The sequence below is a fragment of the Novosphingobium sp. AAP83 genome, assembly GCF_001295795.1.
Lineage (GTDB): Bacteria > Pseudomonadota > Alphaproteobacteria > Sphingomonadales > Sphingomonadaceae > Novosphingobium.
Genome location: NZ_LJHY01000010.1, coordinates 55,890 through 73,119, shown reverse-complemented (window position 1 = coordinate 73,119; position 17,230 = coordinate 55,890). Strand labels below are relative to the sequence as shown.

10 protein-coding genes are annotated in these 17,230 nt (G+C 59.3%); 5 read left to right on the top strand and 5 right to left on the bottom strand.

Annotated features, from left to right (window positions below):
- Positions 1-101: 101 nt before the first annotated feature.
- Positions 102-1,307 (top strand): DUF445 domain-containing protein, encoded by a 1,206-nt coding sequence (locus tag IP81_RS05570; RefSeq protein WP_197274535.1) that lies wholly within the window; start codon positions 102-104, stop codon positions 1,305-1,307.
- Entirely contained in the window at positions 1,304-1,843 is a 540-nt protein-coding gene (locus IP81_RS05565) for a GNAT family N-acetyltransferase (protein ID WP_054106991.1), read from the top strand. Before IP81_RS05570 ends, IP81_RS05565 begins: the two co-directional genes overlap by 4 nt.
- Before the next feature lie 73 nt (positions 1,844-1,916).
- On the opposite strand, the gene groL is transcribed toward IP81_RS05565, so the two are convergent.
- From groL to IP81_RS05550, 3 genes are all read right to left on the bottom strand, one after another.
- A complete protein-coding gene (gene groL, locus IP81_RS05560) occupies positions 1,917-3,560 on the bottom strand; it encodes a chaperonin GroEL (RefSeq protein WP_054106990.1) in 1,644 nt (547 codons plus the stop codon).
- A gap of 49 nt (positions 3,561-3,609) precedes the next feature.
- Positions 3,610-3,897 carry a co-chaperone GroES gene (gene groES, locus IP81_RS05555; protein ID WP_054106989.1) on the bottom strand — a complete coding sequence of 96 codons (288 nt, stop codon included), beginning with the start codon at positions 3,895-3,897 and terminating at the stop codon, positions 3,610-3,612.
- A 140-nt stretch (positions 3,898-4,037) separates the two neighbouring features.
- On the bottom strand, positions 4,038-5,414 hold the full coding sequence (locus IP81_RS05550) for an MATE family efflux transporter (protein WP_054107080.1): 1,377 nt from the start codon (positions 5,412-5,414) through the stop codon (positions 4,038-4,040).
- Positions 5,415-5,575: 161 nt separating this feature from the next.
- Here IP81_RS05550 and IP81_RS05545 point away from each other — a divergent pair, with 161 nt between their 5' ends.
- Positions 5,576-6,940, top strand: coding sequence for an ATP-binding protein (locus tag IP81_RS05545; RefSeq protein WP_157573095.1), 1,365 nt, complete (start codon positions 5,576-5,578; stop codon positions 6,938-6,940).
- Between the two features lie 87 nt (positions 6,941-7,027).
- Here IP81_RS05545 and rplL read toward each other — a convergent pair whose 3' ends face one another.
- Positions 7,028-7,399 carry a 50S ribosomal protein L7/L12 gene (rplL, locus tag IP81_RS05540; RefSeq protein ID WP_054106988.1) on the bottom strand — a complete coding sequence of 124 codons (372 nt, stop codon included), beginning with the start codon at positions 7,397-7,399 and terminating at the stop codon, positions 7,028-7,030.
- A gap of 63 nt (positions 7,400-7,462) precedes the next feature.
- Positions 7,463-7,978, bottom strand: a complete 516-nt coding sequence (rplJ, locus tag IP81_RS05535; RefSeq protein WP_054106987.1) for a 50S ribosomal protein L10 — start codon at positions 7,976-7,978, stop codon at positions 7,463-7,465.
- 596 nt (positions 7,979-8,574) lie between these two features.
- On the opposite strand from rplJ, the gene rpoB reads away from it, so the two are divergent.
- Both rpoB and rpoC read left to right on the top strand, forming a co-directional pair.
- Positions 8,575-12,735, top strand: a complete 4,161-nt coding sequence (gene rpoB / locus IP81_RS05530; RefSeq protein WP_054106986.1) for a DNA-directed RNA polymerase subunit beta — start codon at positions 8,575-8,577, stop codon at positions 12,733-12,735.
- Between the two features lie 90 nt (positions 12,736-12,825).
- A complete protein-coding gene (rpoC, locus tag IP81_RS05525; RefSeq protein ID WP_054106985.1) occupies positions 12,826-17,112 on the top strand; it encodes a DNA-directed RNA polymerase subunit beta' in 4,287 nt (1,428 codons plus the stop codon).
- Positions 17,113-17,230: the final 118 nt, after the last annotated feature.

Below are 17,230 nucleotides of genomic sequence, written 5' to 3'. Positions count from 1 at the left end.
CTCTATCAACTGCCTCCGATGGCATCGTATCAACAGCGCCCCGCATTGCGCGCCGCACTTTCGGGTTGCGCCCGGCTGGCCCCATAGACCGCGCTCGGCGCATGCGGATTGTGGCAACGTGCTTACTGGTCGTGATGGCGGCGATCTATTTCGGCATGCGACAGGTGGAGCATATCCATCCGGCATTCGGCTATATGCGCGCTTTCGCCGAGGCAGCGATGGTTGGCGGGTTGGCCGATTGGTTTGCCGTCACCGCATTGTTCCGCCATCCGCTGGGCCTGCCGATCCCGCATACCGCGATCATCCCTGAAAACAAGGACCGCATTGCCGATACGATGGCGGCGTTCCTGCAAAGCAATTTTCTCACCCCGCAAGTCGTCGCGCGGCGGATGGGGGCGGTTAACGCTGCTGCTGCGCTCGGTGGTTTTCTGGCAGACCCGCGCACCGGCGAAAGCCGTCTGCGCGATGGCGCGGCGGGGTTGGTGGCTGATATCCTCGAATCGCTTGATCCCGAAGAACTTGGCGGTCTGGCCAAAGGCGCACTGCGCCGCCAGTTGGAGAAGATCGACCTTGCCCCGCTGCTGGGCCAGTTGATCGGCGCCGCGATTGCAGATGGGCGGCACATGGCGGTGATCGAAAGCCTGATCCGCAAAACGGCTGAGACAATCGAAGCCAACGAGCCCCTGATCAAGACGATGATCCACGAACGCGCCAACACCATCCTGCGCTGGACCGGGCTGGACGGGAAGCTCGCCAATGCGGTGCTTGACGGAATTTACAAGTTGCTGGCCGAAACGCTGGTGGTGCCCGATCACCCTGTGCGCGTCAAAATTGAAGAGGGATTGCAAGCGCTTGCACACGATCTGGTCAATGATCCGGCGATGCGCGATAAAGTGGAGCAGATGAAGCGCGAAGTGCTTGCCAACCCGGCCTTTGCGCGTTGGCTTGATGGTCTGTGGGAGCGTGGACGCGCGCGCATGCTGGAACTTGTGCGCCATCCGCAAGGCGCGCTTGGCGGCCAGTTTGGCGCAAGCCTTGCCGAATTGGGCCACGCCTTGCAGCGCGATACCGGGTTGCAGCGCGTCGTCAATCGCTTTGCCCGGCGCACCATGGTGGGCGTCGCCACACGCTATGGCGCGCAGATTGTGCGGCTGGTGTCCGAAACCGTGAAGCGTTGGGATGCGCGCACGGTAACCGATAGGATCGAGGGTGCGGTTGGCCGTGATCTCCAATTCATCCGCATCAATGGCACACTGGTGGGCGGACTGGTCGGCCTTTCGCTCCATGCTCTGGATAGGGCATTATGAACGCGCCAATACGGCTGGAAAGCGAACGCCTCGTTCTCAGCCTTGCCGGGCGCGACGATTATATCCGGCTGCGCGATCTGGTCGCCGATCCGCAAGTGCAGCGTTTTCTGGGGCCTGCGCCTGAAAACCCGACGGCCGACATGTTCTCCCGAACCTTGCGTGCGGCAGGCTCATGGCAGCTTTATGGCTATGGCATGTTCCTGATCCGGGAAAAGGCAGGCGGCGAATTGATCGGCCAGGCAGGCGTTTTCCAATCCCTGCGCGGATTTGGCAAAGGTCTGGATGATGTGCCCGAAGCGGGCTGGATGTTCGCGCAAAAGCATTGGGGCAAAGGTTATGCTATTGAAGCGATGACCGCCGCGCTGGAATGGTTTGATGGAACACAGCAAGAAACCCGTGTCGCCTGCATGATTGACCCTGAAAACACCGCCTCCATCCGGTTGGCCGGGCGGTTGGGATTTTCGCAATATGATGCCCACGCCTTTTCCGACGGGGCCACGGTGAACCTTTACGAACGGACCCGTCCAGCCTCCTGATGAGGCCATAGAAAAAGGGCCGGAAGGTTTCCCCTCCAGCCCCTGATCTTGTTTGGCGTAAGTGTGTTTGGACTTAGAAGTCCATGCCACCCATACCGCCCATGCCGCCGCCCATTGGTGGCATCGAAGGCTTGTCTTCTGGACGATCGCTGATCGCAGCTTCCGTGGTGATCAGCAGGCCTGAGACCGATGCCGCATCCTGAAGCGCAGTACGCACGACCTTGGTAGGATCGATCACGCCAGCAGCCTTGAGGTTTTCATAGACGTCAGTCGCGGCGTTAAAGCCTTGATTTTCGTCGTTGATGCGCAGCAGGTTGCCGGCAACAACCGCACCGTCATGGCCCGCGTTCTGTGCGATCTGGCGCAAAGGAGCCTGAATGGCACGGCGAACGATGTCGATGCCCTTGGTCTGGTCGTCGTTTGCACCCTTGAGGCCTTCGAGAGCCTTGGTTGCATAGAGCAGAGCGGTACCGCCACCGGGGACGATGCCTTCTTCGACAGCAGCGCGGGTAGCGTGAAGCGCGTCATCAACGCGATCCTTGCGCTCTTTCACTTCAACTTCGGTAGCACCACCGACCTTGATCACGGCAACGCCGCCAGCAAGCTTGGCAAGACGCTCTTGCAGCTTTTCACGGTCGTAGTCCGAAGTCGTAACTTCGATCTGCGCACGGATCTGCTCGACGCGGCCCTTGATTTCGTCAGCCGAACCGGCACCGTCGACGATCGTGGTGTTGTCCTTGTCGATCGTAACCTTCTTGGCCTGACCGAGCATGCCAAGGGTCACGGTTTCAAGCTTGATGCCGAGGTCTTCGGAGATCATTTCGCCAGCACACAGCGTGGCGATATCGCCCAGCATCGCCTTGCGACGGTCACCAAAACCAGGTGCCTTGACGGCAGCAATCTTGAGACCACCGCGCAGCTTGTTGACGACGAGGGTCGCAAGCGCTTCGCCTTCGATGTCTTCTGCGATGATCAGCAGAGGACGGCCCGACTGCACAACCGCTTCGAGGATCGGCAGCATCGCTTGCAGCGAGGACAGCTTCTTCTCGTGGATCAGAATGTACGGGTTTTCGAGTTCGACCGTCATCTTTTCAGGGTTGGTGATGAAGTATGGCGACAAGTAACCGCGATCGAACTGCATGCCTTCAACGACATCGAGTTCGAATTCGAGACCTTTGGCCTCTTCAACGGTAATCACGCCTTCCTTGCCGACCTTTTCCATGGCCTGAGCGATCTTTTCGCCCACTTCCACGTCGCCATTGGCCGAAATGATGCCAACCTGTGCGATTTCAGCCGAACCGGTAACCGGGGTCGAACGCGACTTGAGGTTTTCGACGACCTTGAGGACGGCGATATCGATGCCGCGCTTCAGGTCCATCGGGTTCATGCCGGCAGCAACCGAGGTCATGCCTTCGCGCACGATGGCTTGTGCCAGAACGGTTGCGGTGGTGGTGCCGTCACCGGCTGCGTCATTGGCCTTCGAAGCCACTTCGCGCAGCATCTGGGCACCCATGTTTTCGAACTTGTCCTTGAGTTCGATTTCCTTGGCGACGGTTACGCCGTCCTTGGTGATGCGTGGTGCGCCGAAGCTCTTGTCGATAACCACGTTGCGACCCTTGGGGCCGAGCGTGACCTTCACTGCGTCAGCGAGAATGTCGACGCCGCGCAGAATGCGTTCGCGAGCGTCACGGCCGAACTTTACGTCCTTGGCTGCCATGTTGATTTCCTTTGAAAATTTGAATTGGTCAGGCGGAAAATCCGGATGATCAGCCGATCACGCCAAGAATGTCCGATTCCTTCATGATCAGCAGGTCTTCGCCGCCAACCTTGACTTCGGTGCCCGACCACTTGCCGAACAGAACGCGGTCACCGACCTTGACGTCCATCGGAGTGATCGTGCCGTTTTCGGCGCGAGCACCGGTACCGACAGCGACGATTTCGCCCTCGGCTGGCTTTTCCTTGGCGCTGTCAGGAATGATGATCCCGCCAGCAGTCTTTTCCTCGGCTTCGACGCGGCGTACCAGCACACGGTCGTGCAACGGACGGAATGACATGGGTTTCTCCCTCTTCCATACTAAAAAATGAGGCTTGGCACTCTCAAGGGGAGAGTGCCAGCGGGTGGGATATGGGTGCGTGCGCAGTGGTCGTCAATGGGTTTGCACGAGATTCTTTTCATGCCGACGAAGAAATGCCCTTACGCGGGTAATAGCCCCATCTGCTCGCGATTTTTCCAACGCCAGAGCATGAGCGTAGCCACGACGACCAGCCCGACCATCAAGCCTATCCATACGCCCAGCCCGCCAAGTGGTGAATAGAGGCCGAGGCCCAACGCCGTGCCAATGCCGGGCACCCAGTAGCCAAACAACGCAAAACCCATTGGCACACGCGTATCTTGTAACCCGCGCAGCAACGAAGCGCCGACGGCTTGCGCGCCATCGAATAACTGGAAGGCAGCGGCAATCACCATATACTGGATCGCAAGACGCACCATCTCTGCGTTTTGGGGCGCATCGGGGTCAATATAGATGCGTAGCACAAGGCGCGGGGCAAATAGCATCACACTGGCGGTGAGCACCATAAAGCCCATGCCGAGTACGACCGCGACACGGCCAACCAGCGCAATCGCAGCCCGGTCAGCGGCCCCAAACGCAAGGCCCACACGGATCGTGGCAGCTTGAGCGACGCCGAACGGCACTTGAAACGCGATAGCGGCAAATTGCAGCGCCACGGTGTGTGCAGCAAGTTCAACTTCGCCAATCCGGCCCATCAGGAACGCCGCGCCGTTGAACATTCCGGCTTCGGCTATAATCGTAGCGGTAATTGGCAGGCCAATGCGCAGGACATCGGCAAAGCGTTTGCGTTCGATCTTCCACCATCTGCCCATCAGGCGGTAGCGGCGCAAGCGGCGGTCGGTGCGGATTACCACGATATAAGCTAGCAGCATCGCGCAAGTGGTCACCACGCTGGAAACCGCAGATCCGGTTAGCCCCATTTCGGGCATGCCCAGATTGCCAAACACAAACAGCCAGTTGCCCAAGGCATTGACCACCACCGCCATGCCGGTGATCGCGGTGCCAATCGCGGGACGGCCCATCGTCGCCACGAATGTGCGCAGCAGCGCGGCGAATGTCGCCGGGATGGCGGCCCACATCAGCACGCCAAGGAACGGGACGGCCAGGGCGATGACATTCTCTTGCTGGCCGGTTGCGCGCATCAGCGGTTCGCCCAGCAGGCACACACCCATCGCCACAATCGCGCCGAGCAAACCCGCCCATGCGGTCATCCGCACGGTGCGGCGCACCTCGCGTACGGCATGGCGGCGCTGGCCAAGTTCGGCCGCGACCAAGGGAGCCGCCGCGCCAACGAGGCCTGAAAGGCTCCAGATGAGCAAGCCGAACAGTGATACCGATAACGATGCGGCGGCCAATGCAACCGGCCCGAGCCGCGCCACAAAAACCACATCAACTGCAAACACGGCCATTTGCAGCAGGTTCGCACCCACCAGCGGTGCAGCAAGGTGGAGCATCGCGCGCAGTTCTTCGATGTAACGCAAGGGTGGTTTTTCAAACATCAGATGTCGCGCCATAGGGCCGGAGGTGGCTTGTGGAAAGCAGAGTCAGCATCGGGTTGGATTCATGCGTGCGCCTTGCATCATTGATCACAAAATATGTCCAGGCCGTCACACAGGTTGACCAAGAGGCAAACCGGTGCAAGCGTCGGGTGATGGAGAGCATGCCCGAACCGGCGTTGCGTAAGCGCAAAACAACCACGCTTCGCCATAGGCCGAATCTGTCGCGGCTGGCGGTGCGTGCCGCCACGTTGCTGTTGTTGCTCGCGGCCGTGCAGGCGCTGGCCAGTTTGTTGTTTTACAATGCGATAGACAAAGAGACTTTGCGCGAAGATCATGCACGGCGGGTGGCAGAACTGCTGGTGGTCAGTCAGCGCATGTATGATGTCGCCCCCGAAGCGTTGGCGCAAACGATGTCCACCGGCCACCTTGAGGTGGCGCTCGCGACGCAACCTCACATTACCCAAGGCCCGCCGGACGAGGTTGTTGGTGAAATCCGGGGCCACATCCTGCATTGGGAGCCGGCGCTTGGCGCAAAAGCGCTGATGCTGGGGATCGAACCTTCGCACGGCGGCTATCGCGATCTGGTGGGAGCGATGCGCCTGCCCGATGGCCGCTGGCTTAACTTCCGGTCGCGCGATATCAGCTCAAGCTGGCCTATCGCTTTGCGCGCTGCCGTGCTCACACTGGCAACCGCAGGGCTCTGTCTTGCGCTTGCGTTGTGGTCGCTCCGGGTCATGACGCGGCCATTGCGCGAATTGACCGATGCCGCCGATGCGATCGGGCAGGGCCAATTTGTACCTGTGCGTGAAAGTGGCCCGGATGACTTGCGCAGCCTTGCCCGCTCAATGAACGCTATGCAGGCCCGAATTGCCGCCATGCTTGAAGATCAGGCACGCTCGTTCGAAGCGATCAGCCATGATCTGCGCACGCCCCTGTCACGCGTGACGATCGCCGCCGATTTGATCGATGACGCTGAAATTGGCGGACTGGTGCGCGATAGCACTTCGGAAATGGAAGCGATGCTGATGTCGCTCCAGCAGTATTTGCGTGCACAGCATCTCACCGCTGCGCCCGAGACTGTTGATCTGGGCGCGGCAATCTCGGATTTGCTGGGCGGCACATTCCCGGGGCAGGCGCGGCTGGAGGTTGCACCCGGTGCCATCCTAAAGACCTATCGTGAGCCGCTATTGCTGGTGCTGCGCGCACTGGTTGAGAATGCGATCCATTATGGCGGGTTCGCCGAGGTGCATGTACTGCCCGAAGGCGACGGGCGTTGGTCGATCACAGTCGAAGACAACGGTCCCGGCATTCCCGAAGACCAGTTCGAACGCATCCTCGCGCCGTTCTATCGCATTGATGAAGCGCGCGCGCGCGATACCGCAGGCTTCGGCCTCGGCATCCCGACCGCGCATCGCCTGTTGCAGCGCTTTGGCGGCACACTGGCCTTTGGCCGGGCCGATACCGGGGGCCTGTCAGTGCGCGTAATGGTGCCGGTTGCGCCTGAAGGGGATGTGTCTGGCGCTTGACTCCCGCCCACGAAAAAGGGCGGAGCCGAGGCCCCGCCCTTTCCATCCACGGGCGCTTCAAGACACCCGCGAAACTGGTAGAGAAGATTACTTGATTTCCACCGTGCCGCCGGCTTCTTCGATCTTCTTCTTGATGTCTTCGGCTTCAGCCTTCGAAACGCCTTCCTTGATAGCCTTAGGAGCGGCTTCAACGAGCGACTTGGCTTCGGTCAGGCCGAGCGAGGTGATTGCGCGGACTTCCTTGATGACCTGGATCTTCTTGCCACCGTCACCGGTGAGGATCACGTCAAATTCGGTCTTTTCTTCGACTGCTTCGGCAGGAGCTGCAGCAGGTCCGGCAACAGCAACAGCAGCAGCGGCGCTAACGCCCCATGCTTCTTCAAGAGCCTTGGCAAGGTCAGCGGCTTCAAGAACGGTCAGCTTCGACAGTTCGGCGACGAGATTGGCGATGTCAGCCATGATAATTCACTCCTGATTTGTTTTGGTCCGACGGCAAAGCCATCGGCGAGAAATCGAACAGTCTTATGCGGCTTCTTTTTCGGCGTAGGCACCAAAGACGCGGGCCAGCTTGGCTGCCGGAGCAGTCGTGAGCTGGGCGATCTTCGTGGCCGGAGCCTGAATGAGGCCGATGAGCGTGCCGCGCAGTTCGTCGAGGCTTGGCATCGTGGCAAGTGCCTTGATCCCTGCTTCGTTGAGAACCTGCGAACCCATTGCACCGCCGACAATTTCAATCTTGTCGGTGGTCTTGGCGAACTCGACCACTGCCTTGGCGGCAGCAACCGGATCGGCGGATGCCGCGATTGCGGTAGGACCGGTGAACAAGTCACTCAGACCTTCGTAATCGGTGCCCGCGACGGCAAGCTTGGCAAGACTGTTCTTCGCAACCTTGTAGGTAGCACCCGCTTCACGGATCTTGTTACGCAGGACGGTGGACTGGGCCACTGTCATGCCGAGGTTGCGGGTGATGACCACCGCGCCGGCCTCGGAAAAGACGCCGTTAAGGAATGCGACCGATTCGGCTTTCTGCGAACGATCCATGCCTAACTCCTTCACTATGGCCGTGCAGGGATGATCCCTAGACGGCCGGCTACGTTTGACGGTGCCCATACGAGCACCGGCGAGTCCGTTGACAAGGGAAGGAGGCGCGCCGCTTGAAAAAGCAGACGCTGGCGGCACAGGCTCGTTCCCGTTCAGGAGCGATGTGGGCCGTGAAAACTCTTTTCCCCGCCTTGGCTGGACATTAAGCGCAGGCAAACCCTGCACACCAACTGTCTCGGACGGATGATCGGCGGACCCCGAAAGGACTGCCGGTCGGCGCCCCTTTGGCGGCCAAGCCACGCAGAGTCAAGCATTGTAGGTAGCCGACCTGCGCAATCGGCTTTGACTTAAGCCCGCACGCCCCCTATATGCCGCCACTGTCCTCGCTTCGAGCAAGGCCGTCCCATGCGCAGGGGAAGGCCACGGAAGGAAGCGGCCGGGCAATCTATCTGACGCAAAAGGCTGCGGGCCATGGCTTCCGTTTTCGGAAAATCATGCGCCGTGCGGCCTTTAGGTGTTTGGTGGCGCCACACGCTGCGCGTGGCAGATTTCCGCTGGTTTTCCAGCATAGTACTTGAAAGAGGCTCGTAACCTTCATGGCTACAAAAGCTCCCGGTCGTCCCGGTGTGAAACGGCGTATCCGCAAGATCTTCGGTGATATTCACGAAGTTGTGCAGATGCCCAACCTGATCGAAGTTCAACGCGAATCATACGAGCAGTTCCTGCGGTCTGATCCTTCGACGGGTTATGTCTCGGGCCTCGAAAAGACGCTGCGTTCGGTTTTCCCGATCGGCGATTTTGCCGGCACCGCGAGCCTCGATATCAAGGAAAAGGACGGTTACGTCCTTGAATCGCCAAAATTTGACGTGAACGAATGCCGCCAGCGCGGCATCACGTATGCGGCACCGATGAAGGTCACGCTCAAGCTCGCCACATTTGAAGTGGACTCCGAGACCGAGACGAAGAGCCTCATCGATATCAAAGAGCAGGACGTTTACATGGGCGATATCCCGCTCATGACCGAAAACGGCACCTTCTTCATCAACGGCACCGAGCGCGTGATCGTCAGCCAGATGCACCGTTCGCCGGGCGTTCTGTTCGATCACGATCGCGGCAAGACGCACTCGTCGGGCAAGTATCTGTTTGCTGCCCGCGTAATCCCGTATCGCGGATCGTGGCTCGATTTCGAATTCGACGCCAAGGACATCGTCAACGTCCGTATCGACCGTAAGCGCAAGCTGCCGGTCACTGCGCTGCTGCATGCGCTGGGCTTGGCTGATGACCAGATCCTCGATCACTTCTATGAAACCGTCACTTGGACCCGCGCCGAATCCGGCTGGAAGGTTCCGTTCGTGCTCGAACAGTGGCGCGGTACGAAGCCGACCTTCGACATCGTTGATGGCCGCTCGGGCGAAATCATCTTTGCCGCAGGCCAGAAGATTTCCCCACGCGCCGCCAACAAGGCGCTGAAGGATGGCCTTGCCGAACTGCTGATCCCGACCGAGGAAATCTTTGGCCGCTATGCCGCCAAGGACCTGATCGACGACGCAACCGGCCGAATCTGGATCGAAGCAGGCGACGAAGTCGGCCCTGAAAACCTCGAAGTGCTTGACCGCGTCGGCATCGACCAGCTCGAATTGCTCGATATCGATCACGTCACGACAGGGCCTTGGATTCGCAATACGCTGAAGGCCGACAAGTCGCCTGACCGCGATCATGCGCTTTCGGATATCTACCGCGTCATGCGCCCGGGTGAGCCGCCAACGCGCGAAACCGCCGAAGCGCTGTTCGAAGGCCTGTTCTTCGATCCTGACCGCTACGACCTTTCGGCCGTGGGCCGCGTCAAGCTCAACATGCGTCTGAGCCTCGACTGCGAAGACACCGTCACCACCTTGCGCACCGACGATATTCTCGCCGTGGTCAAGGAACTGGTGAACCTCAAGGACGGCAAGGGCGAAGTCGATGACATCGACAACCTTGGCAACCGTCGCGTACGTTCGGTGGGCGAACTGCTGGAAAACCAGTACCGCGTCGGCCTGCTGCGCATGGAACGTGCGGTTAAAGAGCGCATGTCGTCGGTTGACGTTTCAACCGTTATGCCGAACGACCTGATCAACGCCAAGCCAGCCGTGGCTGCGGTGCGTGAATTCTTCGGTTCCTCGCAGCTCTCGCAGTTCATGGACCAGACCAACCCGTTGTCCGAAGTGACGCACAAGCGCCGTGTTTCGGCCTTGGGCCCAGGTGGCTTGACGCGTGAACGCGCAGGCTTCGAAGTCCGCGACGTTCACCCCACACACTATGGCCGTATCTGCCCGATTGAAACGCCGGAAGGCCCGAACATCGGTCTGATCAACTCGCTGTCCACCTTCGCCCGCGTCAACAAGTATGGCTTTATCGAAACGCCATACCGCAAGGTTGCCGACGGCAAGGTGACCAAGGATGTGGTCTATCTTTCCGCAATGGAAGAGCAGAAGCACACCGTGGCGCAGGCTTCGGCTGAACTGACGGCTGATGGCTCCTTCGTTGAAGAACTGGTTTCGGCACGGCAGAACGGCGAATTCGTGATGGCTCCGCGTGATACCGTCACGCTGATGGACGTTTCGCCAAAGCAGCTCGTTTCGGTCGCCGCATCGCTCATTCCGTTCCTGGAAAACGATGACGCCAACCGCGCACTCATGGGCTCGAACATGCAGCGTCAGGCTGTGCCGCTGGTCAAGGCCGACGCACCGTTTGTCGGCACCGGCATGGAAGAAACCGTGGCGCGCGATTCGGGCGCTGCCATTGGCGCACTGCGCGGCGGGATCGTCGATCAGGTTGACGCCACGCGAATCGTGATCCGTGCATCGGGCGATATCGAAGCCGGCCAATCGGGTGTGGACATTTACACCCTGCAAAAGTTCCAGCGTTCGAACCAGAACACCTGCATCAACCAGCGTCCGTTGGTGAAGGTAGGCGATGTCGTCGAAAAGGGCGACGTTTTGGCCGACGGTCCTTCGACCGAGCTGGGCGAACTGGCGCTGGGTCGCAACACCCTCGTCGCGTTCATGCCGTGGAATGGCTACAACTACGAAGACTCGATCCTGATCAGCGAACGCATCGTGAAAGACGACGTGTTCACCTCGATCCACATCGAAGAATTCGAAGTGATGGCCCGCGATACCAAGCTTGGGCCGGAAGACATCACGCGCGACATTCCGAACGTCGGCGAGGAAGCCCTGCGCAACCTCGACGAAGCGGGCATCGTTTACATCGGCGCAGAAGTTCACCCCGGTGATATTCTCGTTGGCAAGATCACCCCCAAGGGTGAATCGCCAATGACGCCGGAAGAAAAGCTGCTCCGCGCGATCTTCGGTGAAAAGGCTTCGGACGTGCGCGATACCTCGCTGCGTCTTCCGCCGGGCGTTGCCGGCACCATCGTTGAAGTGCGCGTGTTCAACCGCCACGGTATCGAAATCGATGACCGTACGCGTGCGATCCAGAACGAGGAAATCGAACGCCTCGCCAAGGACCGTGAAGACGAACGCGGCATTCTTAATCGTGCCACCTTCAACCGTTTGCGTGACATGCTGATGGGTCAAACCATCGCTGCTGCGCCAAAGGGCATCAAGAAGGGCATCGAAATCGACGAGCAGGTACTTGCCGATGTCGAGCGCTACGAATGGTGGAAGTTTGCCGTTGCCGACGATGCGCGCCAGCAGCAGCTTGAAGCGGTCAAGGCGCAGTACGACGCTACCGTGAAGTCGATCCAGGAGAAGTTCGAAGATCGCAAGGAAAAGCTGGAGCGCGGTGACGAGCTGGCTCCGGGCGTGTTGAAGATGGTCAAGGTCTTCGTGGCGGTGAAGCGCAAGCTGCAACCGGGCGACAAAATGGCTGGCCGTCACGGCAACAAGGGTGTTATCTCGCGCATCCTGCCGGTCGAAGACATGCCGTTCCTTGAAGATGGCACGCATGTTGATATCGTGCTTAATCCGCTGGGCGTGCCTTCGCGCATGAACGTCGGGCAGATCTTCGAAACGCACCTTGGTTGGGCTGCACGCGGTCTTGGCCAGCAAATCACGCATCAGCTGGAAGAATGGCGTCATGCCAATCCGAACCCGGAAGTGGCCCCCCCACCAACCGCGCTGATCGACAAGCTCAAGGACATCTACGGCGAGAACTATCACGCCGAGATTGATGACCGCACAACGCAGGAAATCGTTGAGCTGGCCGAAACCCTCAAGGCAGGCGTTCCAATGGGTACGCCAGTGTTCGATGGCGCGCGTGAAAGCGACGTGACGGCGATGCTGGTTAAGGCAGGTCTCGATACCTCGGGCCAGTCGACCCTCTATGACGGGCGCACCGGTGAAGCGTTTGACCGCAAGGTGACTGTGGGCATCATTTACATGCTCAAGCTGCATCACCTTGTTGACGACAAGATCCACGCCCGTTCGATCGGTCCGTACTCCCTCGTTACCCAGCAGCCGCTGGGTGGTAAGGCGCAGTTCGGTGGTCAGCGCTTCGGGGAAATGGAAGTCTGGGCGCTTCAGGCCTATGGCGCGGCATACACGCTGCAGGAAATGCTCACTGTGAAGTCGGACGATGTTGTCGGACGCACCAAGGTTTACGAAGCCATCGTCAAGGGCGACGATACCTTCGAGGCCGGCATTCCCGAAAGCTTCAACGTGCTCGTCAAGGAAATGCGCTCGCTCGGCCTCAACGTCGAATTGTCATCGCTGGATAACACCGACGACGACGATTTCGCGCAGGCTGCTGAGTAAGGATAAGGGGCGGCGGTTCATCCGTCGCCCGCTCCTTCGACCAGAAATTCACGTCCAGCGCCTCTCAATGGGGCAAGGGAACGGCACAAAATGAACGAACTTTCTAAATTCACGAACCAGATTGCCAAGCCTGAGACGTTCGACCAGATCCAGATCGGTCTGGCGTCGCCTGAGCGTATCCGCAGCTGGTCCTTCGGCGAAATCAAGAAGCCGGAAACCATCAACTATCGCACGTTCAAGCCTGAGCGTGACGGCTTGTTCTGCGCCCGCATCTTCGGTCCGGTGAAGGACTACGAATGCCTGTGCGGCAAGTACAAGCGCATGAAGTACAAGGGCGTCGTCTGCGAAAAGTGCGGCGTTGAAGTCACCGTCACCAAGGTGCGCCGCGAGCGCATGGGTCACATCGAGCTGGCCGCACCGGTCGCGCACATCTGGTTCCTAAAGTCGCTGCCTTCGCGCATCGGTCTGCTGCTCGACATGCAGCTCAAGATTCTTGAGCGCATCCTCTACTTTGAAAGCTATGTCGTCACCGAGCCGGGACTGACCCCGCTCGAAAAGTACCAGACGATGACCGAAGACGAGCTGCTCGACGCGCAGGACGAGTATGGCGAAGACGCCTTCTCGGCCGGTATCGGTGCAGAAGCGGTCAAGCACATGCTGATGAACCTCGATCTGGTTCAAGAGCGCGACGATCTGATGGAAGAGCTGCGGACCACGAAGTCCGAACTCAAGCCCAAGAAGATCATCAAGCGCCTTAAGGTCGTGGAGTCGTTCATCGATTCAGGCAACCGTCCTGAATGGATGATCCTTGAAGTCGTGCCGGTCATCCCGCCAGAACTGCGCCCGCTGGTGCCGCTGGATGGTGGCCGTTTCGCGACTTCGGATCTCAACGATCTCTATCGCCGCGTGATCAACCGCAACAACCGCCTGAAGCGCCTGATCGAACTGCGCGCTCCAGACATCATCGTACGCAACGAAAAGCGGATGTTGCAAGAAGCGGTCGATGCGCTGTTCGACAACGGTCGCCGTGGCCGCGTCATCACCGGTGCCAACAAGCGTCCGCTGAAGTCACTGTCGGACATGCTCAAGGGCAAGCAGGGCCGTTTCCGCCAGAACCTTCTGGGCAAGCGCGTCGACTATTCGGGTCGTTCGGTTATCGTGACCGGTCCCGAACTGAAGCTGCACCAGTGCGGGTTGCCCAAGAAGATGGCGCTCGAACTGTTCAAGCCGTTCATCTACGCGCGTCTTGATGCCAAGGGTCTTTCGATGACCCTGAAGCAGGCCAAAAAATGGGTCGAAAAGGAACGCAAGGAAGTCTGGGACATCCTTGACGAAGTGATCCGCGAACACCCGGTCATGCTGAACCGTGCACCTACCTTGCACCGTCTTGGCATCCAGGCGTTCGAACCTGTGCTGATCGAAGGCAAGGCAATCCAGCTTCACCCGCTCGTCTGCTCGGCCTTCAACGCCGACTTCGACGGTGACCAGATGGCCGTCCACGTTCCGCTCTCGCTGGAAGCCCAGCTTGAAGCGCGCGTGCTGATGATGTCGACCAACAACATCCTGTCGCCAGCCAACGGCAAGCCGATCATTGTGCCTTCGCAGGACATGGTCCTGGGCATCTATTACCTTTCGATGGACCGCGCAGGCGAGCCGGGCGAAGGCATGATGCTGGCCGATATGGCCGAAGTGCATCAGGCGCTGGAAGTGAAGGCGGTAACGCTCCACTCCAAGATCATCGCCCGCGTTCCGCAGACCGATGAAAACGGCAAGCAGTACCTCAAGCGCTTCGAAACGACGCCGGGCCGCATGCTGATTGGCGAATGCCTGCCCAAGAACTTCAAGGTGCCGTTCGACGTCGTCAACCGTCTGTTGACGAAGAAGGACGTTGGCGACGTTATCGACGAAGTGTACCGTCACACCGGCCAGAAGGACACTGTCCTGTTCGCCGATGCGATCATGAGCCTTGGCTTCCGCCATGCGTTCAAGGCCGGCATCTCGTTCGGCAAGGATGACATGATCATCCCTGACAGCAAGGACGCTCTGGTCGATGAAACCAAGGAACTGGTTGCTGACTATGAACAGCAGTATCAGGACGGTCTGATCACCCAGCAGGAAAAGTACAACAAGGTGATCGACGCTTGGAGCCGTTGCGGTGACCAAGTGGCCAACGCCATGATGGAAGAGTTGAAGGCTTCGCCAATCGATCCCGAAACGGGTCGTCAGAAGCCGATCAACGCGATCTACATGATGAGCCACTCGGGCGCGCGCGGTTCGCCAGCGCAGATGAAGCAGCTTGCCGGTATGCGCGGTCTGATGGCCAAGCCTTCGGGCGAGATCATCGAAACGCCGATCATCTCGAACTTCAAGGAAGGTCTGACCGTTCTTGAATACTTCAACTCGACTCACGGCGCGCGTAAGGGCCTTGCTGATACCGCGCTCAAGACGGCAAACTCGGGTTACTTGACCCGCCGTCTGGTCGACGTGTCGCAAGACTGCGTTGTGATCGAGGAAGACTGCGGAACCGAACGTGCGCTGGAAATGCGCTCGATCGTTCAGGGCGGCGCGACCATCGCCTCGCTTGGCGAACGCATTCTTGGCCGCACGCTGGCCGATGATCTGGTCGAAGCCAAGACCGGCGAAATCGTGGCGTTCAAGGGCGATCTGCTCGACGAACCTGCGATTACCCGCATCGAAGCTGCGGGCTTCCAGTCGGCGCGTATTCGCTCGCCGCTGGTTTGCGAAGCAACGCAAGGTGTGTGCGGCAAGTGCTACGGACGCGATCTGGCGCGTGGTACGCCGGTGAACATCGGTGAAGCTGTCGGGGTTATCGCCGCGCAGTCGATCGGTGAGCCGGGCACGCAGCTGACCATGCGTACGTTCCACATCGGTGGTGCAGCGCAGGTAAACGAACAGTCGCACTTGGAAGCGATCAGCGATGGTACCGTGATTTATCGCGATATTCCGACGATCACTGACAAGCGCAACCGTCGTCTGTCGCTGGCGCGCAACGGTGAAATCGTGCTGATGGATACCGATGGCCGCGAACGCGCGATCCACCGTGTTCCTTACGGTACGCACCTGATCAACGAGAACGGAGCAACCGTGTCTCAGGGCGATCGTCTGGCCGAGTGGGATCCGTTCACCACGCCGGTTATCACCGAAAAGCCCGGTATCGTGCGCTATCAGGATCTTGTCGATGGCAAGACCCTGACCGAGCAGACCGACGAAGCCACGGGTATGACCAGCCGCGTCATCACCGAAAACCGTTCGATCAACCGCAGCAAGAAGGAGGATCTGCGTCCTCGTCTGACCCTGCTTGATGACGATTCAGGTGAAGCCGCACGCTACCTTCTCGCCGTGGGCACCACGCTCTCGGTCGAAGATGGCCAGCGTGTTGAAGCGGGTGAAATCCTCGCCCGTGCATCGCGCGAAGCTGCGAAAACCCGCGACATCACCGGCGGTCTGCCGCGCGTTGCCGAACTGTTCGAAGCGCGTAAGCCCAAGGACAATTCGATCATCGCCAAGATTGCCGGGCGCATCGAATTCGTGCGTGACTACAAGGCCAAGCGCAAGATTGCGATTATCCCGGAAGAGGGTGAACCGGTCGAGTATCTGGTGCCAAAGAGCCGCGTGATCGATGTGCAAGAGGGCGACTATGTCAAGAAGGGCGATAACCTGATCTCGGGTTCGCCTGATCCGCATGACATTCTGGAAGTCATGGGTGTTGAGGCTCTGGCCGAATACCTCGTGGCGGAAATCCAGGAAGTTTACCGTCTGCAGGGCGTGAAGATCAACGACAAGCACATCGAGGTGATCGTTCGCCAGATGCTGCAAAAGGTTGAAATCACCAACGGTGGTGACACCACCCTGCTTGCCGGTGAACAAGTCGACCTTGAAGAAATGCTCGAAGTGAACGCCAAGCTTGAGGAAGGCTTTGCGCCAGCCGAAGGCAAGCCCGTGCTGCTCGGCATTACCAAGGCATCGCTCCAGACACGTTCGTTCATCTCGGCTGCGTCGTTCCAGGAAACCACCCGCGTGCTTACGCAGGCGGCGGTTGAAGGAAAGACGGACTCGTTGATCGGTCTGAAGGAAAACGTGATCGTTGGCCGCCTGATCCCTGCCGGGACCGGCGCGGGCATGAACCGTATGCGCGTTGCGGCAACGTCGCGCGATGCGGCCTTGCGCGCTTCGTATCGTAAGCTGCAGGAATCGCTGATCGCACCAAAGACTGCAGCGCAAGAGCGTGCTGCCGAACTGGCGCAAGGCCCTGAAGCGGCTATCGGCGATGATCCGCTGGCCGCTGTTGAAGGTGAAACCCACGGTCTCGACGCCGATGCGGGTGATTACCTGATCAAGGGTGACGACGAGGCCTGAGCCTTTTCGCTAGTATAGTTCACTAGAAGGCCCCGCTGGAGCAATCCGGCGGGGCTTTTCTTTGGCGATTATCGCGTTTGCCAACATAACCTTCGCTTTGTCCCCTTGACTTCGTCAG

Excerpts from the sequence above, each read along its gene's own strand:
- IP81_RS05570 (WP_197274535.1), top strand. The coding sequence starts at position 102 with ATGCGGATTGTGGCAACGTGCTTACTGGTCGTGATGGCGGCGATCTAT.
- IP81_RS05565 (WP_054106991.1), top strand. The coding sequence starts at position 1,304 with ATGAACGCGCCAATACGGCTGGAAAGCGAACGCCTCGTTCTCAGCCTT.
- groL (WP_054106990.1), bottom strand. The coding sequence starts at position 3,560 with ATGGCAGCCAAGGACGTAAAGTTCGGCCGTGACGCTCGCGAACGCATT.
- groES (WP_054106989.1), bottom strand. The coding sequence starts at position 3,897 with ATGTCATTCCGTCCGTTGCACGACCGTGTGCTGGTACGCCGCGTCGAA.
- IP81_RS05550 (WP_054107080.1), bottom strand. The coding sequence starts at position 5,414 with ATGTTTGAAAAACCACCCTTGCGTTACATCGAAGAACTGCGCGCGATG.
- IP81_RS05545 (WP_157573095.1), top strand. The coding sequence starts at position 5,576 with ATGCCCGAACCGGCGTTGCGTAAGCGCAAAACAACCACGCTTCGCCAT.
- rplL (WP_054106988.1), bottom strand. The coding sequence starts at position 7,399 with ATGGCTGACATCGCCAATCTCGTCGCCGAACTGTCGAAGCTGACCGTT.
- rplJ (WP_054106987.1), bottom strand. The coding sequence starts at position 7,978 with ATGGATCGTTCGCAGAAAGCCGAATCGGTCGCATTCCTTAACGGCGTC.
- rpoB (WP_054106986.1), top strand. The coding sequence starts at position 8,575 with ATGGCTACAAAAGCTCCCGGTCGTCCCGGTGTGAAACGGCGTATCCGC.
- rpoC (WP_054106985.1), top strand. The coding sequence starts at position 12,826 with ATGAACGAACTTTCTAAATTCACGAACCAGATTGCCAAGCCTGAGACG.